Below are 24,737 nucleotides of genomic sequence, written 5' to 3' on the forward strand. Positions count from 1 at the left end.
GGCTCAGCCATGGTGTCGACAGGGGCAGTTCCCAACCTCGCCTTCCGGCGGCTGCGCGGACCGCGCTCCGCCGGGGAGTTCGCTGCCGCGGTACGCAGGTCTGCCCGCGCGATCGGCGAGCAGGTCGCGTGCGACGCCCGGTACATCGGACGCGTGGAGTCCGGCGAGATCCGCTGCCCCAACTACGCGTACGAGCGGGTCTTCCTGCACATGTTCCCCGGGACGACCCTGGCGGACCTGGGCTTCTCGCCGCGCGAAACGGTACGCGGCCGGGGAGCGCGGACCACTGCCGAAACTCCACCGCCCCCTACGCTCCACAGCGACACCGACGAGGAGAGCGACGTGCTGCGTCGCGTATTCATGACGAGCGGCACCACCACGATGGCGGCCGCAACCCTGGGTCTCGGCCTCGGCGGCACATCCGCCGATGCCGCCACCCTGCCCGACCGGCACCGGGTCGGCGAGGCCGAGGTGAGCGCCGTCGAGAAGGCGGTACGGCAGATCCGGCTGCTCGACGACCGGCACGGCGGTGACGGCCTGTACCGCAGGGCGTCCCAGCCGCTGCGGGCGGCGTACGCGCTGCTCGACTCCGGGACCGCCACCAAGCGCTCCACGGCCGACCGGCTGCATGCCGGGGCGGGCGAACTGGCCATCTCGGTGGGCTGGCTGGCCCATGACTCGGGCCGGTTCGAGGACGCCCGCTCGCACTATGCGGAGGCGCTGGCCACGGCGCGGGTCGCGGGTGACGCGGCGCTGGAGGCGCATGCGTTCTGCAATGCGTCGTTCCTGGCCAGGGATACGGGGCGGCCCCGTGAGTCCGTGCGCGCGGCCGAGGCCGGGCAGCGGGCGGCGCAGCCGCTGGGCTCACCGCGGCTGCTGGCACTGCTGGCACTGCGGGAGGCGGGGGGCCGGGCGGGGCTCGGAGACCGTACGGGCTGCGAACGGGCGATCGGCCTGGCGCACACCGCGTTCGGGCGCGGGCCGTCCGACGCCGATCCGGAGTGGATGACCTTCTTCCGGGAGGCGGAGCTGGAGATGCTGGAGGCGCAGTGCTGGTCGGCGCTGGGCGACTGGTCGCGGGCGGCCCGCCATGCGCGTCGGGCGACGCAGCTCCAGGACCCGCACTTCACCCGGAACCTGGCGCTGTACCGGGCCGAGCTGACCACGGACCTGGCCCGGGCCGGCCGGGCCGCGGAGGCGGCGACGGCGGGCCACCAGGTGCTGGACCTGCTGGACCGCGTCCAGTCGTCCCGCATCCGGGCGATACTGGCGGGGGCGGCGGGGGTACTGGCGCCGCAGCGGGGCGCGGCGGAGGTACGGGGGTTCCTGGAGCGGTACGCGGAGGTCTCGGATGCGGGGGCGTAGGGGGTCACCGGGCGCCCCCGCATTCCACGCACCCCGCACCACATGACCGGTTCCGTCCTCGATCGCCGGACGGACTGAATCTTGCGGCACCGGTCGCCGCCTCACCGGTTCCGTCCTCAAACGCCGGACGGGCTGATTTTGCCCGACGGGCCGGGCTTGCCTGACGAGCCCGGTTTGCCTGGCAGGCCGGATTTGCCTGACGAGCCAGGTTTGCCTGACGAGCCGGGCTTACCTGGCAGGCCAGGTTTACCTGACAAGCCCGGCTTGCCTGGCAGGCCGGTTTCCACCGCCCGCCGGCAAAATCAAGCACGCCCGCAAAACCAAGCCCGTCCGGCGTTTGAGGACGGAACCCTCGGGCCGGACCGGGACGCCAAAACCGATCGGCCCGGCACAATCAAGCCCGTCCGGCGATTGAGGACGGAACCCTTGCCCCGGACCGGGGCGCCGAATAAAGCCCGTCCGGCGATTGAGGACCCCGCTGCCGGGCCGGCAGGGACTACCCGTCCAGGTGGCCCGTGTCGTTCCAGCGTTCTATCGCGGGCGCCCCGTACGCCCACCCCAGCACCGACAGCGACGTCGGATCGAGCCGGATGCGCGCGGCGAACGACACGTCCTCGCCCAGCCACCGCGCCCCCAGCGCCCGCAGGATGTGGCCGTGGGCGAAGACCAGGACGTCGCGGTCGGCCGAGCGGGCCCAGTCGACGATCTCGTCGGCGCGGGCGGACAGTTCGGCCAGGGTCTCCCCCTCCGGCACCCCGTCACGCCAGATGAACCAGTCGGGACGGATCGCCTTGATCTGTGCCGGAGTCATCCCCTCGTACGCCCCGTAGTCCCACTCCATCAGCGCGTCCCACGGCTCGGCCCGGTCCGCGAAACCCGCGATGTCGCAGGTCTCCTTGGCCCGCAGCAGCGGACTGGTGCGGACTTCCAGGCCCGGCAGGTCCGACCACGGCTTGCGGTGCAGCCGCTCACCGAGGAGCTTGGCGCCCGCACGGCCGGTGTCGAGCAGCGGGATGTCCGTCCTGCCGGTGTGATTACCGTTGACGGACCATTCCGTCTGGCCGTGCCGGGCGAGCAGGATACGCGGTGCCATGACGGCTCTCCCTGAAACTGAGATCTGAAACCGGGGATCGAGTCAGAATGGATCGTCCGGTTTTCCCATCATCGCGCACACGATCGAGAGGCAACCTGCGGGGCCGAACCGGCGTCCCACTCTGCGCGGAGAAATCTGTGCACACACGGGGCACCCGACAAGGACCCCCGGGGGAATCGCGGCCGATCTGCACCGTACGGTTGAACGCCCGCCGTCGGTCGCATGAACATATGATGGAGAGCTTCCGGATGCAGCATGCCAGCACCGCGCCCGTGCCGCGCCCGCGGCCCCGTTGGTGGACCGAGCTGCCGCTGCTGGCCCTGGTGTACGCAGCGTACTCGGCGGGCCGGCTGGTGGCGCGCGGCGACGTATCCACGGCCGTCGATCACGGTCTGCGCATCCTGCACCTGGAGAAGACGCTCCACATCAACTTCGAGCACCCGCTCAACCGGCTGCTGACCGCCCACTCCTCGATAGGCATACCCGCCGACTTCGCGTACGCGTCCCTGCACTATCTGGTCACCCCGGCCGTTCTGATCTGGCTCTTCCGCCGCCGCCAGGCCGTGTACCGCAGGGCCCGCACCTGGCTGATGACTTCCACACTGCTCGGCCTGATCGGCTTCACGCTGATGCCGACCTGCCCGCCCCGGCTGCTCCACGCCACTCACGGCTTCGTCGACACGATGGCGCAGTACAGCTCGTACGGGTGGTGGGGCACCGAGGCAAGTGCCCCGCGCGGCATGGGCGGAATGACGAACCAGTACGCGGCGATGCCGAGCCTGCACGTCGGCTGGGCACTCTGGTGCGGAATCCTGCTGTGGCGTCACGGCCGGCACCCGCTCGTACGGGCCGCGGGCGTCGCGTACCCCCTGGTCACCACGTTCGTGGTGATGGGCACGGCCAACCACTACTTCCTCGACGCGGTCGCGGGCGCTGCCGTGATGGGCGTCGGAGCCCTGCTGGCCGGACCGGTGATGCGTATCGCCGACGGGGTCAGGGACCGGCTCGCGGCTCGCTTCCCACGGTTCGCCGGGGCCACGAAGTCCCCGATTGTCAGTGCCGGATGCAAGACTTCGGCGGGTGAGCGAATCCCTGGCCAGCGGACCACCTCCGCAGATTCCACCGGTGCCGCAGCATCGGCCGACGCAGACGCCTCGGCCGGTCGCGCACCCCGGGCCGACGCCGCTGCCCCCGCAGGTGCGGGAGCAGCGGGGGACGACACTCCGGCAGCGGCTCGCTGAGCTGCGCGGCCCGGCTGTCGCACCGCGTCCGCTGGATGCCCGCGCGCTGGCTGCCCTCGCCGCCAACCCCGGCTGCCGGCGCCGCGCCCTGCTGGACGGCGCCGGGGTGGACAAGGCCGCGCTGGCCACGGCGCTCGGTTCACCGGCCCCCTTCGGCCAGTCGCAGTTCGCTCTCGTCCGGGGCAATGTCTTCGAGGCCAAGGTCAAGGCCGACGGCGGTACGGAGCTGATGCAGCTGCTGTACGAGCGCCTCGGCGGTGGCGCAGGGGCGCCGCGCGAGGTCCTGGTGCCCGATCTGACCGCGGCCGGTCCCGAGGGCCGCGCGGCGCGTACGGCGCTGGCGCTGCGGGAGGCGACCGAGGCGGGCGGCTGGGCGCTGCTGGACCACCCGATGCTGGCCCTGGAGGTGGCGGGCTCCCCCACCTATCTGGAGCCGGACGCGGTGGCGGTGCACCCCGACGGCACCTGGACGGTCGTCGAGATCAAGTCCTTCCCCATGATCGACGGTTCCGCCGACGCGGCGAAGGTCGGTGCGGCGGCCCGGCAGTCCGCCGTCTACGTACTGGCGCTGGAGCGGATCGCGAAACTGACCGAGGGCGCGGAGGTCGGCCACCGGGTGCTGCTGGTCTGCCCGAAGGACTTCTCCAATCTGCCCACCGCCTCGGTCGTCGACGTACGCAAGCAGCGTGCGGTCACCCGGCGCCAGCTGACCAGGCTGACCCGGATCGAGGACATCGCGGCGGCCCTGCCCGAGGGCACCACCTTCGATCCGGAGTGCTCCCCTCAGCAGCTGGACGCGGCGGTCGAGTCGGTCGGCGCGGCGTATGCCCCGGAGTGCCTGGCCGCTTGTGAGCTGGCCTTCCACTGCCGGGCGAAGGCCCGGGCGGCCGGTGCGGTGGAGGCGCTGGGGCGGAGTGTGCGGGGCGAGCTCGGCGGGCTGACGACAGTGGGTGCGGTGCTGGCCGCCGCCGCGGGCAAGGAGGGCGATCCGGCGGATCCGACGGTCGCGGCCCTGCGGCGTGCGGCGGCGCTGCGTGCCGAGGCGCTGGAGGGCAGTGCGGCATGTCGCTGATCAGCACCCTGGCCCGGCTGGAGGCCGTGGAGAGCGGCCGCGCGCAGCCGATGACGACGGTCCTGCACCGCCATCTCACCGACCGGCCGCTCGTCCTGGTGCCGCTGACCACCGCCGGTGAGGCGGGCGCCCCGCTGGGTGCGCTCGTCGGGACCGATCGGGAGGCGCCCCGGCTGCTGGCGGTTTCGCAGCCGCGCGACCGGGATCTGCGGTTCGCGTTCCTCGCCGAGCTGGCCGAGGCGGTGCTGCCGCACATCGAGGCGCACGAGGATGTCGTCGAGCCCGCCGAGCGCAATGAGACCGATCCGGAGACCGGGAAGAAGGTCAAGGTCGAGGTCGAGCTGTGCGCGGACGCACCGCAGTTGATCGTGCCGAGCCGCGCGGGCATCGATTTCGTACGGCTGCTCGGCCGCTCCATGCGGTTCCGGCGCACGGCCGAGGACGATCCCGACACCCCGTACCCCGCCCCCGCCCGCGTTCCGCTGCTGGGCCGCTGGCTGACGCACTACGGGGAGCGGGCCAGGGTGCCGGGCTCCTCGCTGCTGCTGGCCACGACCGATCTGCTGAACCGGCACTGGGCGACCGGGCAGAGCAGCCTGGAGGATCAGCATCTGGGTGCGCTGCTGGCCTGGATCGATGCCCCGCCGGGCGAGTCCGGGGCGCGGGCGGCGCTCCGTGCGGAGCTGGAGCGGGACGGCGAGGGACAGCTGCTGTGCCCGCCGGCCGGTCCGGCCACGGACCCGGCGTTCGACAACCGGCTGCTGGCGCCCGCCATCGAGAAGTACGACCGGGCGCGCACCTCGCTCGCGGCGGCCGAGGACGGTCTGGCGGCCGATGCCCGGCTCGCCGAACTGACCGCCGCCGAGCGGGAGATCAGGGCGTTGCTGGCCGGGGTGATGCGGCCGGCCTGGGATGCGGTGTGGCGGGGGCTCGATCTGCTGAAGGAGCTGCCCCAGGGGTCTCGGGCGGAGGACCGCTGGACGAGGGACCGCTGGTCGTTCACCGGTCACCGGGACCGGGTGCGGTCCGGTGAGCCCCCGCAGCCGCGCCGGGACGATGCGGTGACGGCGGCGCAGAAGCTGGCCTCGCGCGAGACGGCGCAGGCCCAGCTGGAGGCGCAGGAAGCGCTGGACGATCCGCTGGTGCTGGCCGGGCGGCGGCTGGCCGGTGAGGCGTTCGTCGGCGACGTGACGGAGGTGGTGATGGCGTACAGCGAGTCGAAGCGCCCGTCCCCGCGCCCGCTGGTCACGTTCCGCACGGACGAGCGCCCGCATCTCGGCGAGCGCACCAAGGTGTACCGCTCGCTGGACGGCAAGCCGCAGACCGCCGAGTTCGTGGAGTACGCCGCACAGCCGGAGGACGGGAGCGCGCCCCTGCTGGTGCTGCGGATCACCGACCGGATGGGCCGGAGCAAGGAGCCGGCCCCGGGTTCGGTGCCCGAACCGGGCGACCGGATCGCCTGGACGCTGTTCGAGCACGATCAGCGCGGCGGCCCGAAGCTGCCGGACCCCGAGGAGACGCCCTGGACGCACGGCGGCCCACCGGGCGCCACTGCCGGGCACGCCGAGAGCCCCGATCCCGTGACCGCGGAGGACCTTCTGTGACGGCCGTATTCGACCCGGGCGCGGCGGCGGGACGGGCCACCGCCCAGATCCTGGACGACACGCTGAACGGCACGGCCCGCGGCATCGTGGTCGACTCCCCGCCGGGGGCGGGCAAGTCGACGCTCGTGGTGCGCGCCGCGCTCGAACTCGCGGCCGCCGGACGCCCGTTGATGGTGGTTGCGCAGACCAACGCACAGGTCGACGACCTGGTGGTGCGGCTGGCCGAGAAGGACCCGGGGCTGCCGGTCGGCCGGTTGCACAGCAATGACTCCGACCCGTACGACAAGGTGCTGGACGGTCTGGCCAACGTACGGAAGTCGGCAAAGGCGGCGGATCTGGCCGGACTTGACGTCGTCATCTCGACGGCGGCCAAGTGGGCGCATGTGAAGAACGTCGAGCCGTGGGGGCACGCGATCGTCGACGAGGCGTACCAGATGCGTTCGGATGCGCTGCTGGCCGTCGCGGGTCTCTTCGAACGGGCGTTGTTCGTCGGCGATCCGGGCCAGTTGGACCCGTTCTCGATCGTCGGTGCGGACCAGTGGGCGGGGCTGTCGTACGACCCGTCGGCGAGCGCGGTCTCCACGCTGCTCGCGCACAATCCCCAACTGCCGCAGCACCGGCTGCCGGTGTCGTGGCGGCTGCCCGCCTCCGCCGCGCCGCTCGTCTCGGACGCGTTCTACCCGTACACCCCGTTCCGCAGCGGTACGGACCACGGCGACCGGCGGCTGTCGTTCGGCGTCGCGTCCGACGGCTCGGCGTCGGACCGGGTGCTGGACGAGGCCGCGGAGTCCGGCTGGGGCCTGCTCGAACTCCCGGCCCGGCACACCCCGCGCACCGACCCGGAGGCGGTACGGGCGGTGGCCCTGGTCGTCCGCCGGCTCCTCGACCGGGGCGGCGCGGCGACGAGCGAGCGCTCCCCCGATCCGGTCCCCGTGACGGCGGACCGGGTCGCGGTCGGCACCGCCCATCGCGACCAGGCGGCGGCGGTACGGGCGGCGCTCGCGGAGCTGGGTGTGACGGGCGTGGCGGTGGACACGGCGAACCGGCTCCAGGGCCGCGAGTTCGATGTGACGGTGGTCCTGCACCCGCTGTCCGGCCGCCCGGACGCCACGGCGTTCCATCTGGAGACGGGCCGGCTGTGCGTACTGGCCTCGCGCCACCGGCATGCGTGCATCGTGGTGTGCCGGGCGGGCGTCGCGGAGCTGCTGGACGAGCACCCGTCGACGGAACCGGTGCAGCTGGGGGTCACGGTGAAGTTCCCGGACGGCTGGGAGGCGAACCACGCGGTGCTGGCGCATCTGGCGGAGCACCGGGTGCGGTGGGAGGCGTGACGGCGCCCGGTCGCGGAACGCCGGACAGCCCACTTGCGCGACGTTGGACAATGGAGGGTGGCCGTCGGGCCCACCGAAGGAGGAAACACCACATGGCACAACCCGAGCGGAACGAGCAGCAGCGGCTGCGCCCCGCGCCCCTGCTCTTCGAGCCGTCGGCGGCAGTCGCCGATCCTGAGCACTTCTTCGACCTGGAGTCGATGGACGATCCGAAGGAGATGCTGTCCCGCGCCACCGAGCTGACCCTGGCGTTCCGTGCCGCGACCGACCGTGCGGTCGAGTTCCAGGCGATCGCCGCCGCCCAGCTCGCCGATCCGCGCCGGTTCGACCGGCTGACGACCGCGGACATCGCGCAGCGTGCGGAGTGGACCGAGGACTATGCCAAGAAGATGGTCGAGTTCGGCCGGAGTCTGCTGGGCGGCTCCACGCCCTGACCGCCGTACCGGCCCCGACCCGATCAGCACACCGGTCCCACCGGGCCTGCCACCGGCCCCGACCCGCCATCGCACCGGACCATCCGGACCGCCCGTCCGCACCAGGTCCTGACACCGGGTACAACCAGTGGCATATGCCCGAGCGCAAGATACTCCTCCCCACCCCAACCTGTCCCGGTTTCCGGCAACTCTCGGAATCCGCTTGATCACTCCCGGTAGACATGGGCACATGAGCGCATGGCTGCCAGACGAAACGACCCTTCATCACGGCGACGGCCCCCACCACAGCGCCGACATCTTCGCTCTCCTGCGCGACCGGGCCGCGAACCAGACGGCTCAGGTCACGGCGGCCGGTGCCGCCTGGCTCGCCGGCGCCACGGCCTATCCGCGCAGCACGCTGGCCCAGTGGGAGGCCCACCCCTCCTCACCCGGGGTACTGCCGTGCGGTTCGGCCTTCGACGTGGTGAATGTGCCCACCCTCTTCGGGCGCCGGATGCTGGAGCACCTGTGGGCGGACGGCCCCGGCTCCGGACCCGTCGCCACCCACCGCGGACGGATGCTGCTCTTCGCCTCCCCCGGCACCGCCCAGCGGCTGCCGTCGCTGCTCGACTGGGAGGAGTGGGGCGGCGGTCTCGAACCGCGGACCGGCACGGACCCGCAGGGACGCGACAGCGGCGACGGCAAGGTCCCGCCGCTGCTCTGCCACGGCACCGGGGACGCGGTGACCGTACCGCCCCTGACCTGTGCCTCATCCACCCCAGGGCCCCGCTGGGTGGTCGCCCCCGACACCCGCAGCCCCTGGCTGCCGGGGCCGGACGTACTGCTCTGGGCCTGCGTACGGGTCACCAGGTCGACGCCCTCGTCGGCGACCCGGAATTCGATTTTTCCTCCCGCCGATCAGGATGCTAATGTCTACGACGTCAGCAGGCGCCGCTAGCTCAGTTGGTTAGAGCAGCTGACTCTTAATCAGCGGGTCCGGGGTTCGAGTCCCTGGCGGCGCACAGACGGAAGAAGCCCCCTCGCGAAAGCGAGGGGGCTTCTTCGTGTTCGCGGGAGGCCTGCGTCGAGGGGCTTTCCGTGTTCGCGGGAGCCTACGTTCCCGTGGTGATCCGGACCGTCCAGGCGCCCGACGGTGTCCGGTCGGCGACCTCGATCCTGGCGTGCGCGCCGGGGATGCTGTACGTCTCGCCGACCCGCAGCGGGGCGTCCGCGAGCGGTGCGTAGACGGACCGGTCCCAGCAGGCGTCGGAGCGGGGGTGGGTGTCGATGACCTCGACCGGGCCGCCGCCGGACGGGGTTCCGTTTCGTACCCGGTAGAGCAGGACACCTTCGGTGCAGGTCGTCCGGTCGTTGCCGGTGGCGCTGCGGGCCTCGATGGCCACCGCACTTCCCTCACCGGTCCTGATCACTGCGAGCCGGGTGCCGATGGAGGCACCGGGCACGGGCACCGCGGCCATCGGCTCCAGGGTGACGTCCCGGCTGCGCTGGACGCACACCACCTGTCTGCGGTCCAGCCAGCCCAGCTTCCACTTGTGCCAGCCGAAGAGGTCCGGTGCGAGTCCGAACTGGCTGCCCATCACGTCCCAGTCGCCGACATAGGTGTCCCAGTCGCCCTTGCCGTCGGACGGCCGGTGGTAGAGGTCCGGCAGGTCGAAGACGTGCCCGGTCTCGTGGGCCAGCACGTTGTGGTCCGGCGGGTGCTGTTCGAAGACGGTGACGATGCGCCGGATGTCCGTACCGTCGGCGTGCAGCGGCTGGTCGAAGTTGACGACCTTGGTGGCGTCGGAGTCGACGCCCGGGGCGTCCGGGTCGGCGACCAGGTAGACGATGCCGAACCGGGAGAAGTCGACCTTCGGGTCGGCCACGGCGATGGCGTCGCGCAGATAGGCACTGCGCCGCTCGTTGTTCCAGTCGCGCTGTATGCCGTACCAGCCGGACGCCTTGGGCATCTGGATCCACTGCTGCAGCGGGCGCGGGCGCAGGGTGAACTTCCCGTACGAGGCGCGCTGGAAGAACTGGGTGGTGGCGGGGAAGTAGTCGGCGGTGAGCTCCCTGGGGGTGACGGCGGGGCGGTGGTCCGGGAAGGAGACAAAGATCATGACCGCGTCGAGGGAGTGGTCGGGGCGAGGGTAGGCGTCGTTCCAGTCCCCCACACCGAGCGAGTGGTGCACCTCGGTCCGGGGCAGCGCGCACGGACCCGCTTCGCCGGTGGCGGCCACGGCGGGCCCGGCGACGAGGGAGGTGGCAGCGAGCGCCAGCAGAGAAGTCACGGCCGCGGCCACACCGCGCAGGCTCGGCCTCTCCACTCCCCCGGTTCTGTGCTGACGCGGCACATCTACCTCCGGGTGCGAGCTGCGGTCACCCACCCACCCTGTGATGATTTACGGCTTTCGTCCTGTTGAGCTGCCCCAGTCGAGTCAGCGACCGGCCGAGGCATTCACCCTCACGGACAGTCATAATTGATCACCAGGACATCGCGAGAGAACGGAACCGCTCAGAAACGATCAGTCGCGGGCAAATCGGATCGGCGCGCGACTGGCCCAAGTGGGGCGAACGCGGGGCGCGGAGGGGTCGGGCGCTGGAACGGCCGACGCACCAGCCTCTATGCTTCACCAGGCTTTCCCGCGTGGTTTCCGCCTCCGACAACGGCGTCCCCACGCGGCGGGCCAGTCCGGCCACACCTGTTCAGGACAGAACTGCACGGCGGGAGCGAACGGTGAGCGGAACCTCCGAAGGGCCGAGGCCCGCGGCGGGCACACCCCCCCATTACGCAGGACCGTCGGTCACGGAGCGTCATCCTCCGTGGCCTCCTGCCGGAGAGCCCCCTGCCGGAGCCGAAGGGTCCGAGCCGCACGGCTACCGGGCCGCCTTCCGGGCCGCCACGCTCCCGATGGCCGTCGTCGACCACGAGGGCCTGGTCGTCGCCGCCAATGACGCCCTCGGCGGCCTCCTCGGCTTCTCCGCCGCGGCACTGACCACACAGTCGGCAGCCGATCTGCTCGACCTCGTGGCGGACGGCCGCACCTGGCACGCGTACCGCGAGGTGCTGCACCGGCGGCGCTCACGGTTCCGCTGCACCCGCAGGCTCAAGCACCCCGACGGGCGCTCGATGTGGGCCGAGATCACCGTCGTGCCGATGCCCGAACCGGAGGCCGGCCGGGCCGACGGCCCCGGGCCCGGCCGGGTGCTGCTCTCCGTCGCGGACATCAGCGACCGGCGTGAGCTGCAGAAGCGGCTGCGCCACCTCCAGATGCACGACCCGGTGACCCGGCTGCCCAACCGGACACTGTTCTTCGAACGGCTCTCGGCCGTCCTGGAGACACCCCCGTACCAGGACGACAGTGCCCCCGGACACGGCCGGATCGGGCTCTGTTATCTCGATCTCGACGGCTTCAAGGCCGTCAACGACACGATGGGCCACCGGATCGGCGACCGGCTGCTCGCCGCCGTCGCCGCGCGGCTCACCGACTGTGCGGCCCAGGACGGCCCGCACCGCCCCGGTTCCCATCTCGTGGCGCGCCTGGGCGGCGACGAGTTCGCGATCCTGGTCGAGGACTCAGCCGGTACGCAGCAGCTCACCGACCTGGCCCGCACGGTCCTCGCCGCGCTGCAGAAGCCCTTCGACCTGGGCGGGCAGCGGCTGGCCGTCTCGGCCTCGATCGGAGTGGTGGAACGGACCGTGGCCGGCACCTCGGCCACCGGCCTGATGCAGGCCGCCGACACCACGCTGTACTGGGCGAAGGCGGACGGCAAGGACCGCTGGACGGTCTTCGACCCGGAGCGCAACGCCCACCGGATGACCCGGCAGACGCTCTCCTCCAATCTGCGGCCCGCCGTCGAACGCGGCGAGTTCACCATCGAGTACCAGCCGCTGGTCGGCATGGCCGACGGAGTCGTACGCGGCGTGGAGGCGCTGGTCCGCTGGAACCACCCGCAGTTCGGCCTGCTCTCGCCGAATCGGTTCGTCGCGATCGCCGAGGAGGACGGCTCGATCGTCCAGCTCGGCCGGTGGGTGCTGCGGTCCGCCTGCCGCCAGGCCCGGCGCTGGCAGCTCGACCACCCGGCCGAACCGCCGCTGTTCATCAGCGTCAATGTCGCCGTACGGCAGGTCTGGGACTCCGACCTGGTCACCGATGTCGCGGAGATCCTTGCCGAGACCGGCCTCGATCCCGGACTGCTGCAGCTGGAGCTGACCGAGTCCGCCGTGATGGGCTCGGCGGGCCGCCCGCTCCAGGCCCTCCAGTCGCTCAGCGAAATGGGCGTGCGCATCGCCATCGACGACTTCGGGACCGGCTACTCGAACCTGGCCTATCTGAGTCGGCTGCCGGTCTCCGTACTCAAGCTGGACGGCTCGTTCGTACGCGGCTTCCGCTACGACGAGGGCGACCGCCCGAGCCCCGCCGACGAGACGATCGTCGAGGCGATGGTGGAACTGGCACACCGCCTGGGCCTGACCGTCACCGCGGAGTGCGTGGAGACGGCAGGCCAGGCGGAACGGCTGCGCAGGATCGGCTGCGACACCGGACAGGGCTGGCTGTACTCACGCGCGGTGGCCCCGGAGCGGATCGCCGAGCTGATCGGCAGCGGGAAACTGAAGGTCTGAACCCCGGTGTTCTGAATCCCGGTGTCCCGGGACCCCGGCGGCCGGTGTCAGGCCGCCGGCAGCCCGTACGCGTCCGCGATCAGTTCGTAGCTTCGCAGCCGGGCCTCGCCGCCGTGTGCGTTGGCGGTGATCATCAGTTCGTCGGCGCCGGTGCGCTTGGCCAGGTCGTCGAGGCCCGTACGGACCTCGTCCGCCGTGCCGTGGACGATGTTGACCAGCCAGCTGTCGACGAACTCGCGCTCCATGGGGCTGAAGGCGTACGCCTCCGCCTCCTCGGGTGTCGGGACCAGGCCGGGGCGGCCGGTGCGCAGGCGGACCATGGACAGGGCGCCGGAGAGCACCTGACGGCGGGCCTCGCGTTCGTCGTCGGCGGCCAGGGCCGAGACGCCGATCAAGGCGTACGGGGCGTCGAGCACCGCGGACGGCCGGAACGACTCCCGGTACAGGTCCAGGGCCGGCACCGTGTTCTGGGCCGAGAAGTGGTGGGCGAAGGCGAACGGCAGGCCGAGTACGCCGGCCAGCCGGGCGCTGAAGCCGGAGGAGCCGAGCAGCCAGACCGGCGGGCGGGCCGGAGACTGGACCCCGCCCTCGGCGGTGGCCTGGACCGGGCCGGGGACCGCGTGGATACGGGCGTAGGGGTGGCCGTCGGGGAAGTCGTCGTCCAGGAACCGGGTCAGCTCGGCGAGCTGCTCCGGGAAGTCGTCGGCACCTTCGTTGAGGCGGTCCGTGCGGCGCAGGGCGGCCGCCGTCGCGCCGTCGGTGCCGGGGGCGCGCCCGAGGCCGAGGTCGATGCGGCCGGGGGCCATGGCCTCCAGGGTGCCGAACTGTTCGGCGATGACGAGCGGTGCGTGGTTGGGCAGCATCACGCCGCCGGAGCCGAGCCTGATGCGCTCGGTCCGTGCGGCGAGGTGGGCCAGGATCACGGCCGGTGAGGAGGAGGCGACGCCGGGCATGGAGTGGTGTTCTGCGACCCAGTAGCGGTGGAATCCGCGGCGCTCGGCGAGCTGTGCGATGTCCACGCTGGTACGCAGCGCCTGGGTGGCGGTGCGGCCCTGGCCCACGGTGACCAGGTCCAGCACGGAGAGCGGAACGGTGGCCGTTCCCTCCGTCTTGCCACGGATCTCGTCGGCTCGAATCTCGTCCACGTCCTGGCCCTCTCCGGTGATGCGCATACGTCCGGATCAGCACAACAGGAGGTGGTCTCCGTTTATTCCCCCGCCTCACCGGCTGTCGCGTTGCCCAGCGACTGTCCCGTGACTCACCGACTGTCGCGTGGCTCAACGGCTGTCCCTCGGCTCACCAGCCGGGCTTTCCGGGCCACCCCTTCTTCCCGCTCCGTGCGCGCTCCCGGCCCTCGCCCCATGTGGCCACCGGGGCCGGGGGCGCCTCGCGCTCGGCGAAGATCTTGCCGAGCCTCGGGGACCAGGCCCGGCGGTCCGCCAGCCGCAGCCCCTCCCTGACCGTCACCTGGTTCCCGGTGAGGACCGGCTTGCCGAGGAGTTCCTCCAGCTCCGCCACGTGCGAGGCAGCGTGCAGGGCCGTGTCGGGCAGCAGCATCACATCCGCCTCCGGCCGGTCCGCGGCCTTGACGAGTTCCTTCACCTTGTCCAGGTCCCAGGCGGCGGCCTCGGCGGCGGAGGCGAGGCCGGCGGCGTGGGTGGCGGCCACCTCGATGCCCGCGGACCGGAGAAAGGCGGTGAACAGTGCGGCGATGTGCTCGGGATAGGTCGTGGCGACGGCGACATGGTCGGCGCCCAGCTCCCGTACCGCATGGACGAAGCCGAAGGAGGTGCTGGAGGCGGGCACGCCGGCCGCCCGGGCCAGGGCGGCGGTCTGTTCATGGGCACCCTCCCAGCCGTACAGGAAACTGCCGCCGCTGCTCGCCCACACGACGGACTCGACACCGGCGCGCTGCAGCTCCGCCACCCCGGCGGCCAGGCGCTCGGGCGCGCCGGTCCGTACCAGCGCGTCGATCCCGTAGGCGTCCTCGTCGACGTCGGTGTGGTTCACGACCAGTCTGACGGCGTCGAGCAGGATCTCCATCCGCGGGAAGTCGTCCTCCGCGAAGTGATGGCCCGGGTAGAGAAAGCCGAGGGTCGTCATGTCCGCCCTTCCTGTTCCTGCGGGTGCCTGGACGGGGTGTCCGGGGGCCGGGGCGGGTCCGAGGAGGCACCAGCCACGACCGTTTTCGCCCGTCTCTCCCCAGTATTCCCCCATCCGTCGCCACCCCCACTGCGACCTGTTGACGAAGCCGGGTGCGGGTGCGAGCGTGGTCAATCCGCACATCTCAGACGCAGCGGAGCGACCGTCTCTCATGCCAGAGCCCACCCTGCTCGTCCTGGACACCGACCCGTCGCCGCGTCTCGGCCGGCTGACCGGCCGGGCCGCCGTCCGGTACACGGACGAGGCCGGACTCGCCGCACAGCTCCCGGCAGCCGACGTACTGCTGGTGTGGGACTTCACCTCCGACGCGGTACGGGCCGCCTGGCCCGGTGACGGACCGCGCCCGGCATGGGTGCATACGGCGAGCGCGGGCGTGGACCGGCTGCTCTGCCCGGAGCTGGCGGCCTCCGACACGGTGGTGACCAATGCGCGGGGCATCTTCGAGCGGCCGGTCGCCGAGTATGTGACGGGCCTGGTGCTGGCGTTCGCCAAGGACCTCCCGGGCACGCTGGAGCTCCAGCACCGGCGGCTGTGGCGCCACAGGGAGAGCACACAGCTCGCGGGCAGCCGTGCGGTGGTCGTCGGTGCGGGCCCGATCGGGCGGGAGATCACCCGGCTGCTGATCGCCCTCGGGGTCCAGGTGGCGCTGGTGGGACGTCGCGCGCGGCGCACCATCCACGGCGTGGCGGATCTGGACCGGCTGGCCTCCATGGCCGACTGGGTGATCTGCGCAGCGCCGCTGACGGAGTCGACCCGCGGCATGTTCGACGCGCGGTTCTTCGGGCTGATGCAGCCGTCGGCCCGCTTCATCAATGTGGGGCGCGGCCCGCTGGTCGTCGAGGACGATCTGGTCGCCGCGCTGCGCAAGCGCTGGATCGCGGGCGCGGCGCTCGATGTGTTCGAGCAGGAGCCGCTGGGGCCGCAGAGCCCGCTCTGGGACGTACAGGATCTGATCGTGTCACCGCACATGAGCGGTGACACGGCGGGCTGGCGGGACCGGCTGGGCGAGCAGTTCGTGGAGATGTACGAACTCTGGGCGACCGGGGAGCCCTTGCCGAACGTGGTGGACAAGCAGCGCGGGTACGTTCCCGTCCGGGACCGGGGCGAGTGACCCCAACGAGCCCGGCCCGACGGTCACTTCACCCACCCATTACGGACATCTCCGCATGACAGTCAGTCATGGAGCCGTGCATGCAGGGGAATACGCGCTGCGCATCCGCCGTCGCACTCCGCCCGCAATGGGACACGGAAAGGTCACCCTCCGGCCACTGTTCGATTACATGCGGCCTCTTCCTGCATAGACGTACGGGATCGGGCAGGCGCTCCCCCTGTCCGGACTGTTCGACCCTTCCAGGAGATTGCGAACCATGGCTGACTTCCCGAACCTGTCCCGCCGGGGCTTTCTCAACCGATCGGCGGCCGTGGGCGGCCTGCTCGTCGTTCCCGGTCTGCTCTCCGCGTGCAGCAAGACCGACGCCGGTTCCGCGGACGGTGCGGGGGCGCTCGACAAGCTCCGCAAGCAGGGCTTCGTCCGGGTCGCGTACGCCAATGAGGCCCCGTACGGCTATCTGGAGGGCAAGCAGCTCAAGGGCGAGGCGCCCACCCTGCACCGGGAGATCTTCAAGGCGCTCGGCGTCGACGAACTGAAGCCCACGCTCTCCGAGTGGGACGGTCTGGTCCCCGGGCTGCAGGCGGGCAAGTACGACGTGGTCAGCGCCGGGATGGCGATCACGCCGGAGCGCTGCGCCAACGCCGTCTTCTCCGAGCCCGAGTTCATCTCGCCCACCGCGCTGATGGTGAAGAAGGGCAATCCGAAGAAGGTCACCGACCTGGCGTCGGCGAAGGCCGCCGGGATCACCGTCGGTGTGATGTCGGGTGCCGTCGAGGGCTCGTACGCCGAGGGCGCCGGCATCTCCAAGGACAGGATCAAGTCGCTGCAGAAGCCGCAGGACGGCGCCGACGCGGTCAAGGGCGGCCGGATCGACGCGTTCCTGCTCACCGGCATCTCGCTGCGCTGGCTCGCGAAGACGAACCCCGGCACCGAGGTCACCGAGGCCTTCCTGCCGGAGCTCGACGGCAAGAAGCAGTACAGCCCCGGCGGCGCGGTCTTCCGCAAGGGCAACGAGGATCTGCGGGACGCCTTCAACCGCGAGCTGAAGAAGATCGTCTCGGACAGCTCGCGCTATGTGGGCCTGCTCCAGGAGTACGGCTTCGGGGCCACCGAGCTCCCGCCGGCCACCCTGAAGACGGCCGATCTGTGCAAGGGCTGACAGGGACGGAACGCACCGCATGAGTGATTTCTTCTCCGCCTTCTTCGACGATCTGCCGCAATTGCGCTCGGGACTGTGGGTGACCCTCCAGGCCACCGTCCTGGGCGCGCTGCTCGCCCTGCTCCTGTCGTTCGTCCTCGGCCTGATGTCGGTCAGCCGGCTGCTGGTGCTGCGCGGTGTGTCCCGCGTGGTCGTGGAGTTCTTCCGCGGCACCTCGCTCTACATCCAGCTGTTCTGGCTCTACTACGCGATGCCGCCGCTGACGGGATACGAACTGACGCCGCTGCTCTGCGGTGTCGTCGCCTTCGGCCTCAACTACGGGGCGTACGGCTCCGAGGTGGTGCGCGGGGCGATCAACTCCGTACCGCGCGCCCAGTACGAGGCGGCCGTCGCGCTGAGCATGACGCCGCTGCACCGGATGCGGAAGGTGATCCTTCCGCAGGCCTGGGTGCAGATGATCCCGTCCTTCACCAATCTGCTGATCCAGCTGCTGAAGTGCACCCCGCTGCTGTGGCTGATCTCCGCGGCCGACCTGATGACCGTGATCCAGCAGCTGCGCGACCGTACCGGTGAGACGCTCACCGCGTATGTGACCCTGCTGGTCGTCTACTTCGTCCTGGCCTACGCGCTGACCCTGCTGATGAATCTGCTGGAGCGGAGCGCCAAGCGGCGGCTCGGTCTGCAGACCGGTGCGGGCTCGCTGCTGCGCAGCCGCAGCGCCACGGAAGCCGTCGCGTCGACGGCCGGAGGTGCCCGGTGAACGGCAACGGCTTCGACTGGAACGCCGCCCGGGACGTCCTTCCCCTGGTACTCGAAGGTTTCGAGGTCACGCTGCTCGCGACCGCACTCGGCACGCTCGTCGCCGCGGTCCTCGGGCTCGCCATCGCGGTCGCCGGACGGGCCCCGAGCAGGCTCGTGACGGTGCCGGTGCGGGTCGTGATGGAGTTCATCCGCTCCACTCCGCTGCTCGTCCAACTGGTCGGCGCAGCCGCCGTGTTCTCCTCGGTGGAGCCGCTGACGATCGGCATCGTGGTGCTGGGCATCCACTACGCCACGTACACCTCCGAGGTGTACCGCGCCGGGATCGACGGTGTACCGAAGGGCCAGTGGGAGGCCTGCCGGGCGCTCTCGCTCTCCCCGCGGCGGACCTGGCAGGCCGTGATCCTGCCGCAGGCGGTGCGCAATGTGCTGCCCGCCCTCGGCAACTACGCGATCTCGATGTTCAAGGAGACTCCGTTCCTCGCCGTGATCACGGTGCAGGAGATGGTCTTCGAGGCCCGTAAGTACGGCGCCGACCACTTCGCGTACACCGAGGCATTCACGCTCGCCGGACTGGTCTTCCTGGTCGCGAGCTACCCCACCTCGCTGCTGATGAGAAAGCTGGAGAAGCGCCTTGGCCACTGAACCCCTCCCCCTGCAGAAGATGGCGCCCGCGGCTCCCGAGGACATCGCACCGGTTCCCGCGGCCTCAAAGACCGGCCATCCACTGGTCCGCTTCGACAACGTCGTGAAGCAGTACGGCGACCATGTCGTCCTGGACCGGCTGGACTTCTCGGTGCGGCGCGGCGAACACGTCACCCTGATCGGGCCCAGCGGCTCGGGCAAGACCACCATCCTGCGGCTGCTGATGACGCTGGAGAAGGTCAGCGACGGGGTGATCTGGGTCGACGGCGACCCGCTGTCGCACATCAAGGCGCCCGACGGCTCGCTGAGGCCGGCGCCGGAGAAGCATCTGCGCGAGGCCCGGAAGAAGATCGGCATGGTCTTCCAGCAGTTCAACCTCTTCCCGAACATGAAGGTGCTGCAGAACATCACCGAGGCCCCGGTCAGTGTGCTGGGCATGGACCGCGACGAGGCGGAGACCCGCGCCCGTGAGCTGCTCGACCTGGTGGGACTCTCGGGGAAGATCGACGCACACCCCTCCCAGCTCTCCGGCGGCCAGCAGCAACGGGTGGCGATCGCCCGCGCGCTGGCGATGCGGCCGGAGATCCTGCTGCTGGACGAGGTGACGTCCGCGCTCGACCCGGAGCTGGTGGCGGGCGTGCTGGAGCTGCTGAGCGACATCGCCAGGAACACCGACATCACCATGCTCTGCGTGACCCACGAGATGAACTTCGCCCGGGACGTCTCGGAGACGGTACTGATGTTCGATGCTGGACGCGTGGTCGAGTCGGGATCACCGGAAAAAATCTTCACCGATCCCGCACACGAACGTACGCGCGAGTTCCTCACCGCGGTGCTGTGACCTCGCCACTCGTCGTACGCCAATGACGTTGGCATATGCCAGACGGGTGCGCCCCAGCTTACGGCGCCGGGGCGCCCCAACAAGTCGCCAACAGCCGCCCCGGGATGGGCTCTTGACGACTATCGTGAGGGCAGAGCTTGCGGTCACAACCTGGTGGGGGGAAACCGTGACGTTGAAGCCCGAACCGACCGCACCGTTCCATTCGGTGCAGTACGCCCTTCGTGTTCTCGAAACGGTCTCCAAGCACGGCAACGGTGTGACGGACACCCAGATCTCCCGGGAGACGGGACTGCCCATCGGGCATCTCACCTCTTTGCTGTTGACGCTGCGCCGCGAGGGATACGTCGAGCAGGTCACCGACGGCGCGTATGTCATCGGCTCCTCACTGCTGCTCCTCGGCTCCGGCGCGGCCCGCAGACAGGCCCTGGAGACCAAACTCCAGCAGTTGCTTGCACAGCTGCGCGATTCGGTCGGCGCGGCGGTCTACATCAGCCGGTACGTCGACGGCGAGATCCGCGTCACGCAGTACGCCGACGGCCCCCACACCCCCGCGGTCAACGAGTGGGTGGACTTCCGGTCCTCCGCGCATGCCTCGGCGGTCGGCAAGTGTCTGCTGGCCCAGCTCGACCAGAACGGCCGCCGCGACCATCTCTCGCGCCACAAGACGGCCCGGCTCACGTCGCGGACGATCACCAACGAGAAGGTGCTCTTCTCCAAGCTGGACAGCCAGCCGGCGACGGTCCCGGTGCTCGACCTCCAGGAGTACGCGGTCGGCACGGTGTGCGCGGCGGTACCGCTGACGGCCGGCTCGTCGGCGGGATGCCTGGCACTGTCCCTGCCGGTCGAGGATGCGCATCGCCTGCGCGCGGCGGCGGCCACGCTGAATCGGCGGGCGGCGCCCGTGCTTCTGTCGCTGGCGCTCTAGAGGTGGGGGTCCGGCTGGGCCCACCGGGGTGCCCCGGAACGGCTTGTCCTCAATCTCCCCCATGGCCTTAAGGGCACGGGGGATCCCGACGGGCTTGATTTTGCCGACCTGGTGCGATTTGCCGAGATTGACCGATTTGCCGGATAACGGCCATTTGCCCAGCTGTCATCGACATCCCTCGGGAGCAGGTATTATTTTCGAGTCAGCAGGCGCCGCTAGCTCAGTTGGTTAGAGCAGCTGACTCTTAATCAGCGGGTCCGGGGTTCGAGTCCCTGGCGGCGCACAGACAACGCACTGGGCGGTTCACGTACACACGTGAACCGCCCAGTGCGTTTTTTGCTGCCCATCGAGATGTACGAACGTTTTACACATTCGTACTAGACAACTGTTTTAAACGCTCGTACATTTCCTGGCATGACGAACGCCACGAGCACCACCGCCGAGCGCGGCCACCTCGCCGGTCGCCGGGAATGGACCGCCTTCGTGGTCCTCCTGCTGCCCCTTCTCCTCGTCTCGATGGACGTCTCCGTCCTCTTCTTCGCGATCCCGTCCATCGACCGGGACCTCGCACCCAGCGCCACCCAGCAGCTCTGGATCTTCGATGTGTATGCCTTCGCCCTGGCCGGGCTGCTCATCACGATGGGCTCGCTCGGCGACCGGATCGGCCGCCGCAAGCTGCTGCTTCTGGGGGCGTTCGCGTTCAGTGCCGCGTCCGTCGCCGCCGCGTACTCCACCAGTCCCGAGATGCTGATCGCGGCCCGCGCCCTGCTCGGGGTCGGCGGTGCGACGCTGATGCCGTCGACGATGGGTCTCGTACGGAACATGTTCCGCGACGAGCGGCAGCGCGGCCGGGCCGTCGGCATCTGGTCGGGTGCCATGGCCGGCGGGATCGCGCTCGGCTCGGTGCTCAGCGGGGTCATGCTGCAGCACTTCTGGTGGGGCTCGGTCTTTCTGATCAATGTGCCGGCGATGGTGCTGCTGCTGGTCCTGGTGCCGGTGCTGGTCCCGGAGTTCAAGGACCCGGACCCCGGTCGGTTCGACTTCCTGAGCGTGCCGCTGTCGATGGGGGCCGTGCTGCCCGTCGTCTACGGGGTCAAGGAGAGCGCCGCCCATGGGTTCGATCCGACGAACGGGCTGATCATCGCCGCCGGGCTCCTTGCCGGCTGGTTCTTCGTCCGCCGCCAGCGCAGCCGCGGTGACGCGATGATCGGCCGGGAACTGTTCCGCGACCGCGGCTTCGCGGCGGGAATCGGGCTGAACGCGCTGGCCGCCTTCGCAATGATGGGCTCCGCGTTCTTCACCACGCAGTACCTGCAGTCGGTGCTCGGCATGGGCACGATGGAGGCCGCGCTGTGGAGCATGGCCCCGTCACTGGCGGTGGGAGCCGCGGCCCCGACGGCCACGGCGATCGCCCAGCGGACCGACCGTACGCGAGTCATCTGCGCGGGCTTCGTGATCGCCGCCGCCGGTTTCGCCGTCCTCGCCCTGACCGGTACGGACTCGCTGTGGCTGCTGCTCGGCGGCTGCGCCGTGATGAGCTGCGGAATCGTCACCGTGATGGCGCTGGTCTCGGACCTGGCGCTGTCCACCGCCCCGCCGGAGAAGGCGAGTTCGGCGGCCTCGCTGCTGGAGACCGGGCAGGAGTTCGGCGGTGCGATGGGGATGGCCCTGCTGGGTGCGGTGGCCACGGCGGTCTACACCGCGGACATGCCGGGCTCGGCACCGGAGGCCGCTCGCAAGACGCTGCCGGGCGCGGTGGCCACGGGGGACGATTCGCTGATCTCGGTCGGGAGAGAGGCCTTCGTGCACAGCATGCAGTACGCCTCGGTGGCGGGGACCGCGCTGTTGCTGGCGGGTGCGGTACTGGCCGTGACGCTGCTGCGGCGGAGGTCCGTGGCAGCGGTGCGGGAGGAGCCGGCCCTGACGAATTAGTGCGGGCCCGCCCGCCTCGCCGTCTTGTCCTCGATCTCCCCCATAGCCTTGAGGGCATGGGAGGGTCCCCCTCGACGGGCTTGAAGGTCAAGCCCGTCCGGTGATTGAGGACAAGGCGCGGCAACCCCGTGTGCCTCGTACTCGCTCAGCAGGGCGCCCAGTTGTACGTCGTCCAACGCTTCGTACCCGCCCCCGGTACCGTTCCACCACACAGGATCCCCGCACCAGAACCCCTCGCTGCGCAGCCCCACCCGGTGCACCTTGTTCGTCGCCGTCACCGGCATCGCCGGAACGATGCGCACGAAGCGGGGGGTCATCTTCGTACCCAGGTCCGTCTGCGTCCCGAGGAACGCGGCGAAGGCGGACGGGTCGAAGGCGGCCCCCTCCCGCATCGCGAGCGCCGCCATCACCTGGTCCCCGGCGACCGGGTCCGGCACCGCGTACACCGCCACGGCCGCCACGTCCTCCCAGCGCGCCAGGATGTTCTCGATCACCGCGGCGGCCAGGTTCTCACTGTCCACCCGCAGCCGGTCGTCCGTACGGCCTGCGAAGTACAGGAAGCCGTCGGCGTCGCGGAAGAAGAGGTCCCCGGTCCAGTACCAGCCGCCGCGCACCCGGTCCGCGTCCGCCGCCTCGTTGCGCCAGTAGCCCTCGAAGGGTGTACGGCCCCGGTTGACCAACTCCCCTATCGCATCGGCCCCGTTGGTCAGCCTTCCGGACGTGTCGAAGACCGCGGCGGCCCGCTCCTCGCCGGTCTCCGGGTCGACGACCGCGAGATCGTCGTGCACCGCCGCCTTCCCGATCGCGCGCTCCGGGGTGTCCGGTGTCCGCTGGATCGCCGCGCCGCCCTCGGAGGAGCCGTAGCCCTCGACCAGCCGCACCCCGAACCGCTCCCGGAAGCGGGCCGCGTCCACCGCACCGGCCTCGGTGCCGAAGCCGAGCCGCAGCGGGTGCTCGCGGTCGTCGGGGCGCTCGGGGGTGGCCAGCAGATACTGCACGGCACGGCCGACATAGGTGAAGTACGTCGCCCCGTGCGCCCGTACGTCGTCGAGGAAACCGGAGGCCGAGAAGCGGCGGCGCAGCGCAACCGCGGCCCCGCCGGCCAGCGCGGGCGCCCAGTCGGCGATCACCGCGTTGCCGTGGAACATCGGCATGCAGATGTAGTGGACGTCCTCGCGCCGGACGCCGAAGTGGTCGACGAGGGACTGTCCGGCCGCCGCCAGCCGTCCCTGGGAGCAGATCGCGGCCTTGGGTGCGCCGGTCGAGCCCGAGGTGAAATAGAGCAGCATCCGGGTTCCGGGTCCGACTTCGGCCAGGACCGTGTCGCCCGGTTTCGCTCCGGCGTACGGGGCGAGCAGCCCGGCGTACGCATCGGCGTCGGTGACCAGCACCCGTACGCCCGGAAGATCCAGGCCGTCGAGCAGCGGCAGATGCGCGCGTTCGGTGACCAGGACGCGGCAGTCGGTGTGCAGGATGTCGCGGGCCAGCTCCGCGCCGCGCCGGGTGGGGTTGATACCGGCGACGGCGACCCCGGCCAGGGCCGCCGCGCTCAACCAGAGAGGAAATTCCGGGGTGTTGTCCAGCAGCACCCCGAGGTGCGGTTCACTGCCCGCCGGCAGCAGATCCGCCAGGAGCGCGGCCCGTGCGGCAGCGCCGGAGGCGACCTGGTGATGACTGAGGACGGTGTCCTCACATCTCAGTCCGGGCCGGTGGTCGCCCCATTGGCGCTGTACGAGCTCCGCGACGGTGCCTGCGCTCCCCATGGCGCCGCACGGTAACCGACTACACGTCAGAACTGAACATCGGAGCACGCATAGAACGCGTTCGCCGTGTCCGCGATGGTCCAGACGCTCAGGATGATGTGCTTCCCGGTCTTCTGGGTGGGGATGGTGCCCTGCTGGGTCAGGGTCGCCGGGGGCTGCTGACCGCCGTACGGCACTGTCATGAAGGGCTGCGGCTCCAGGTCGGACCTGGTGAGGGGCTTGGTGGGGTCCCAGCCGTTCTTGGTGATGTAGTAGCGGAAGTCCGTCGTCGCGTGGCGCGCGGTGAACTGCCAGCGGAAGCTGAAGCCCTGGCCCGCGGTGACATTGGTGGCGGGCCAGTTGCCGCCGCGCGGGTCGTCGAGCTGGGCGAACTCGGAGTGACCGCCGGAGCAGATCTGGCCGTCGGCCGGACCTGCCGCCGGGAAGCCCTTGGGGCCCTCGACGCTCTGCGGCTCCCACTGGATGTTGCCGCAGTCCGTCACCGTGCCGTTGGCGCAGAGCTTCTGGCGGCTGATGGGGTTGTCGGTGTAGCCGTGACTGCCGGCACTGCTCGTCGCGAACATCGAGACGCCCGCTATCGCCAGGCCGACTACGGCCGCACTTGCCCTTTTACGCATTGCTGTCGCTCCTCAAGAACGTGGGGGAGGTTCCATGAGTCCTGCTGCGCGCACATGCTGCGGTCTAGACCAAGCCTTA

At 70.8% G+C, this 24,737-nt stretch carries 21 protein-coding genes and 2 tRNA genes; 17 read left to right on the top strand and 6 right to left on the bottom strand.

The features are described 5' to 3' along the window. Window positions 1-9: 9 nt before the first annotated feature. On the top strand, window positions 10-1,365 hold the full coding sequence (locus ACGFU7_RS07270; protein ID WP_393693199.1) for a tetratricopeptide repeat protein: 1,356 nt from the start codon (window positions 10-12) through the stop codon (window positions 1,363-1,365). A gap of 496 nt (window positions 1,366-1,861) precedes the next feature. Here ACGFU7_RS07270 and ACGFU7_RS07275 read toward each other — a convergent pair whose 3' ends face one another. Beyond that, window positions 1,862-2,458 carry a histidine phosphatase family protein gene (locus ACGFU7_RS07275; RefSeq protein WP_393693201.1) on the bottom strand — a complete coding sequence of 199 codons (597 nt, stop codon included), beginning with the start codon at window positions 2,456-2,458 and terminating at the stop codon, window positions 1,862-1,864. Window positions 2,459-2,706: 248 nt separating this feature from the next. On the opposite strand from ACGFU7_RS07275, the gene ACGFU7_RS07280 reads away from it, so the two are divergent. From ACGFU7_RS07280 to ACGFU7_RS07310, 7 genes are all read left to right on the top strand, one after another. Then, window positions 2,707-3,699, top strand: coding sequence for a phosphatase PAP2 family protein (locus ACGFU7_RS07280; protein WP_393693203.1), 993 nt, complete (start codon window positions 2,707-2,709; stop codon window positions 3,697-3,699). Beyond that, a complete protein-coding gene (locus ACGFU7_RS07285; protein WP_393693205.1) occupies window positions 3,584-4,771 on the top strand; it encodes a hypothetical protein in 1,188 nt (395 codons plus the stop codon). The genes ACGFU7_RS07280 and ACGFU7_RS07285 overlap by 116 nt, the downstream gene beginning before the upstream one ends. After that, window positions 4,762-6,375 (top strand): hypothetical protein, encoded by a 1,614-nt coding sequence (locus tag ACGFU7_RS07290; RefSeq protein WP_393693207.1) that lies wholly within the window; start codon window positions 4,762-4,764, stop codon window positions 6,373-6,375. Before ACGFU7_RS07285 ends, ACGFU7_RS07290 begins: the two co-directional genes overlap by 10 nt. Beyond that, window positions 6,372-7,706 carry an AAA domain-containing protein gene (locus ACGFU7_RS07295; RefSeq protein WP_393693209.1) on the top strand — a complete coding sequence of 445 codons (1,335 nt, stop codon included), beginning with the start codon at window positions 6,372-6,374 and terminating at the stop codon, window positions 7,704-7,706. The genes ACGFU7_RS07290 and ACGFU7_RS07295 overlap by 4 nt, the downstream gene beginning before the upstream one ends. A gap of 92 nt (window positions 7,707-7,798) precedes the next feature. After that, the gene (locus tag ACGFU7_RS07300; RefSeq protein ID WP_393693211.1) at window positions 7,799-8,140 is read left to right on the top strand and encodes a hypothetical protein; all 342 of its coding nucleotides are present in this window, start codon (window positions 7,799-7,801) and stop codon (window positions 8,138-8,140) included. Between the two features lie 229 nt (window positions 8,141-8,369). Continuing rightward, complete coding sequence (locus ACGFU7_RS07305) at window positions 8,370-9,077, top strand: bifunctional DNA primase/polymerase (RefSeq protein ID WP_393693213.1); 708 nt, start codon at window positions 8,370-8,372, stop codon at window positions 9,075-9,077. Next, window positions 9,068-9,141 (top strand) — tRNA-Lys (locus tag ACGFU7_RS07310). The genes ACGFU7_RS07305 and ACGFU7_RS07310 overlap by 10 nt, the downstream gene beginning before the upstream one ends. Before the next feature lie 90 nt (window positions 9,142-9,231). On the opposite strand, the gene ACGFU7_RS07315 is transcribed toward ACGFU7_RS07310, so the two are convergent. After that, window positions 9,232-10,446, bottom strand: a complete 1,215-nt coding sequence (locus ACGFU7_RS07315) for a M6 family metalloprotease domain-containing protein (RefSeq protein ID WP_393693214.1) — start codon at window positions 10,444-10,446, stop codon at window positions 9,232-9,234. A gap of 410 nt (window positions 10,447-10,856) precedes the next feature. On the opposite strand from ACGFU7_RS07315, the gene ACGFU7_RS07320 reads away from it, so the two are divergent. Further along, a complete protein-coding gene (locus tag ACGFU7_RS07320; protein ID WP_393693216.1) occupies window positions 10,857-12,743 on the top strand; it encodes a putative bifunctional diguanylate cyclase/phosphodiesterase in 1,887 nt (628 codons plus the stop codon). 47 nt (window positions 12,744-12,790) lie between these two features. Here the strand turns inward: ACGFU7_RS07320 and ACGFU7_RS07325 are convergent, their stop codons facing one another. After that, the gene (locus ACGFU7_RS07325; protein ID WP_393693218.1) at window positions 12,791-13,915 is read right to left on the bottom strand and encodes an LLM class flavin-dependent oxidoreductase; all 1,125 of its coding nucleotides are present in this window, start codon (window positions 13,913-13,915) and stop codon (window positions 12,791-12,793) included. Between the two features lie 124 nt (window positions 13,916-14,039). Next, the gene (locus ACGFU7_RS07330) at window positions 14,040-14,846 is read right to left on the bottom strand and encodes a decarboxylase (RefSeq protein WP_393693220.1); all 807 of its coding nucleotides are present in this window, start codon (window positions 14,844-14,846) and stop codon (window positions 14,040-14,042) included. A 211-nt stretch (window positions 14,847-15,057) separates the two neighbouring features. Here ACGFU7_RS07330 and ACGFU7_RS07335 point away from each other — a divergent pair, with 211 nt between their 5' ends. The 8 genes from ACGFU7_RS07335 (at window position 15,058) to ACGFU7_RS07370 (ending at window position 22,278) form a co-directional block, all read left to right on the top strand. Next, entirely contained in the window at window positions 15,058-16,017 is a 960-nt protein-coding gene (locus tag ACGFU7_RS07335; RefSeq protein WP_393693222.1) for a D-2-hydroxyacid dehydrogenase, read from the top strand. 256 nt (window positions 16,018-16,273) lie between these two features. Further along, on the top strand, window positions 16,274-17,176 hold the full coding sequence (gene ehuB, locus ACGFU7_RS07340; protein ID WP_393693224.1) for an ectoine/hydroxyectoine ABC transporter substrate-binding protein EhuB: 903 nt from the start codon (window positions 16,274-16,276) through the stop codon (window positions 17,174-17,176). 19 nt (window positions 17,177-17,195) lie between these two features. Continuing rightward, window positions 17,196-17,936: an ectoine/hydroxyectoine ABC transporter permease subunit EhuC gene (gene ehuC / locus ACGFU7_RS07345; RefSeq protein WP_393693225.1), complete on the top strand. Its 741-nt coding sequence runs from the start codon at window positions 17,196-17,198 to the stop codon at window positions 17,934-17,936. After that, entirely contained in the window at window positions 17,933-18,580 is a 648-nt protein-coding gene (gene ehuD / locus ACGFU7_RS07350) for an ectoine/hydroxyectoine ABC transporter permease subunit EhuD (protein ID WP_393693226.1), read from the top strand. The genes ehuC and ehuD overlap by 4 nt, the downstream gene beginning before the upstream one ends. Next, window positions 18,570-19,421, top strand: coding sequence for an ectoine/hydroxyectoine ABC transporter ATP-binding protein EhuA (gene ehuA, locus ACGFU7_RS07355; protein ID WP_393693228.1), 852 nt, complete (start codon window positions 18,570-18,572; stop codon window positions 19,419-19,421). The genes ehuD and ehuA overlap by 11 nt, the downstream gene beginning before the upstream one ends. Before the next feature lie 166 nt (window positions 19,422-19,587). Further along, complete coding sequence (locus ACGFU7_RS07360) at window positions 19,588-20,346, top strand: IclR family transcriptional regulator C-terminal domain-containing protein (protein WP_393693230.1); 759 nt, start codon at window positions 19,588-19,590, stop codon at window positions 20,344-20,346. Window positions 20,347-20,555: 209 nt separating this feature from the next. Then, window positions 20,556-20,629, top strand: a tRNA-Lys gene (locus ACGFU7_RS07365). Window positions 20,630-20,760: 131 nt separating this feature from the next. Further along, window positions 20,761-22,278 (top strand): MFS transporter, encoded by a 1,518-nt coding sequence (locus ACGFU7_RS07370; RefSeq protein WP_393693231.1) that lies wholly within the window; start codon window positions 20,761-20,763, stop codon window positions 22,276-22,278. Here the strand turns inward: ACGFU7_RS07370 and ACGFU7_RS07375 are convergent. Next, window positions 22,275-24,041, bottom strand: coding sequence for an AMP-binding protein (locus tag ACGFU7_RS07375; protein WP_393693233.1), 1,767 nt, complete (start codon window positions 24,039-24,041; stop codon window positions 22,275-22,277). The two genes, ACGFU7_RS07370 and ACGFU7_RS07375, sit on opposite strands and share 4 nt — an antisense overlap. 26 nt (window positions 24,042-24,067) lie before the next feature. Further along, window positions 24,068-24,658 (bottom strand): lytic polysaccharide monooxygenase, encoded by a 591-nt coding sequence (locus ACGFU7_RS07380; protein WP_393693235.1) that lies wholly within the window; start codon window positions 24,656-24,658, stop codon window positions 24,068-24,070. Between the last annotated feature and the right edge of the window lie 79 nt (window positions 24,659-24,737).

This window comes from Streptomyces sp. NPDC048473 (genome assembly GCF_043200155.1).
Taxonomy (GTDB): domain Bacteria; phylum Actinomycetota; class Actinomycetes; order Streptomycetales; family Streptomycetaceae; genus Streptomyces.

Excerpts from the sequence above, each read along its gene's own strand:
- ehuC (WP_393693225.1), top strand. The coding sequence starts at position 17,196 with ATGAGTGATTTCTTCTCCGCCTTCTTCGACGATCTGCCGCAATTGCGC.
- ACGFU7_RS07370 (WP_393693231.1), top strand. The coding sequence starts at position 20,761 with ATGACGAACGCCACGAGCACCACCGCCGAGCGCGGCCACCTCGCCGGT.
- ACGFU7_RS07325 (WP_393693218.1), bottom strand. The coding sequence starts at position 13,915 with ATGCGCATCACCGGAGAGGGCCAGGACGTGGACGAGATTCGAGCCGAC.
- ACGFU7_RS07280 (WP_393693203.1), top strand. The coding sequence starts at position 2,707 with ATGCAGCATGCCAGCACCGCGCCCGTGCCGCGCCCGCGGCCCCGTTGG.
- ACGFU7_RS07335 (WP_393693222.1), top strand. The coding sequence starts at position 15,058 with ATGCCAGAGCCCACCCTGCTCGTCCTGGACACCGACCCGTCGCCGCGT.
- ACGFU7_RS07305 (WP_393693213.1), top strand. The coding sequence starts at position 8,370 with ATGAGCGCATGGCTGCCAGACGAAACGACCCTTCATCACGGCGACGGC.
- ACGFU7_RS07380 (WP_393693235.1), bottom strand. The coding sequence starts at position 24,658 with ATGCGTAAAAGGGCAAGTGCGGCCGTAGTCGGCCTGGCGATAGCGGGC.
- ACGFU7_RS07300 (WP_393693211.1), top strand. The coding sequence starts at position 7,799 with ATGGCACAACCCGAGCGGAACGAGCAGCAGCGGCTGCGCCCCGCGCCC.
- ACGFU7_RS07275 (WP_393693201.1), bottom strand. The coding sequence starts at position 2,458 with ATGGCACCGCGTATCCTGCTCGCCCGGCACGGCCAGACGGAATGGTCC.
- ACGFU7_RS07290 (WP_393693207.1), top strand. The coding sequence starts at position 4,762 with ATGTCGCTGATCAGCACCCTGGCCCGGCTGGAGGCCGTGGAGAGCGGC.
- ehuB (WP_393693224.1), top strand. The coding sequence starts at position 16,274 with ATGGCTGACTTCCCGAACCTGTCCCGCCGGGGCTTTCTCAACCGATCG.
- ACGFU7_RS07375 (WP_393693233.1), bottom strand. The coding sequence starts at position 24,041 with ATGGGGAGCGCAGGCACCGTCGCGGAGCTCGTACAGCGCCAATGGGGC.
- ACGFU7_RS07330 (WP_393693220.1), bottom strand. The coding sequence starts at position 14,846 with ATGACGACCCTCGGCTTTCTCTACCCGGGCCATCACTTCGCGGAGGAC.
- ACGFU7_RS07270 (WP_393693199.1), top strand. The coding sequence starts at position 10 with ATGGTGTCGACAGGGGCAGTTCCCAACCTCGCCTTCCGGCGGCTGCGC.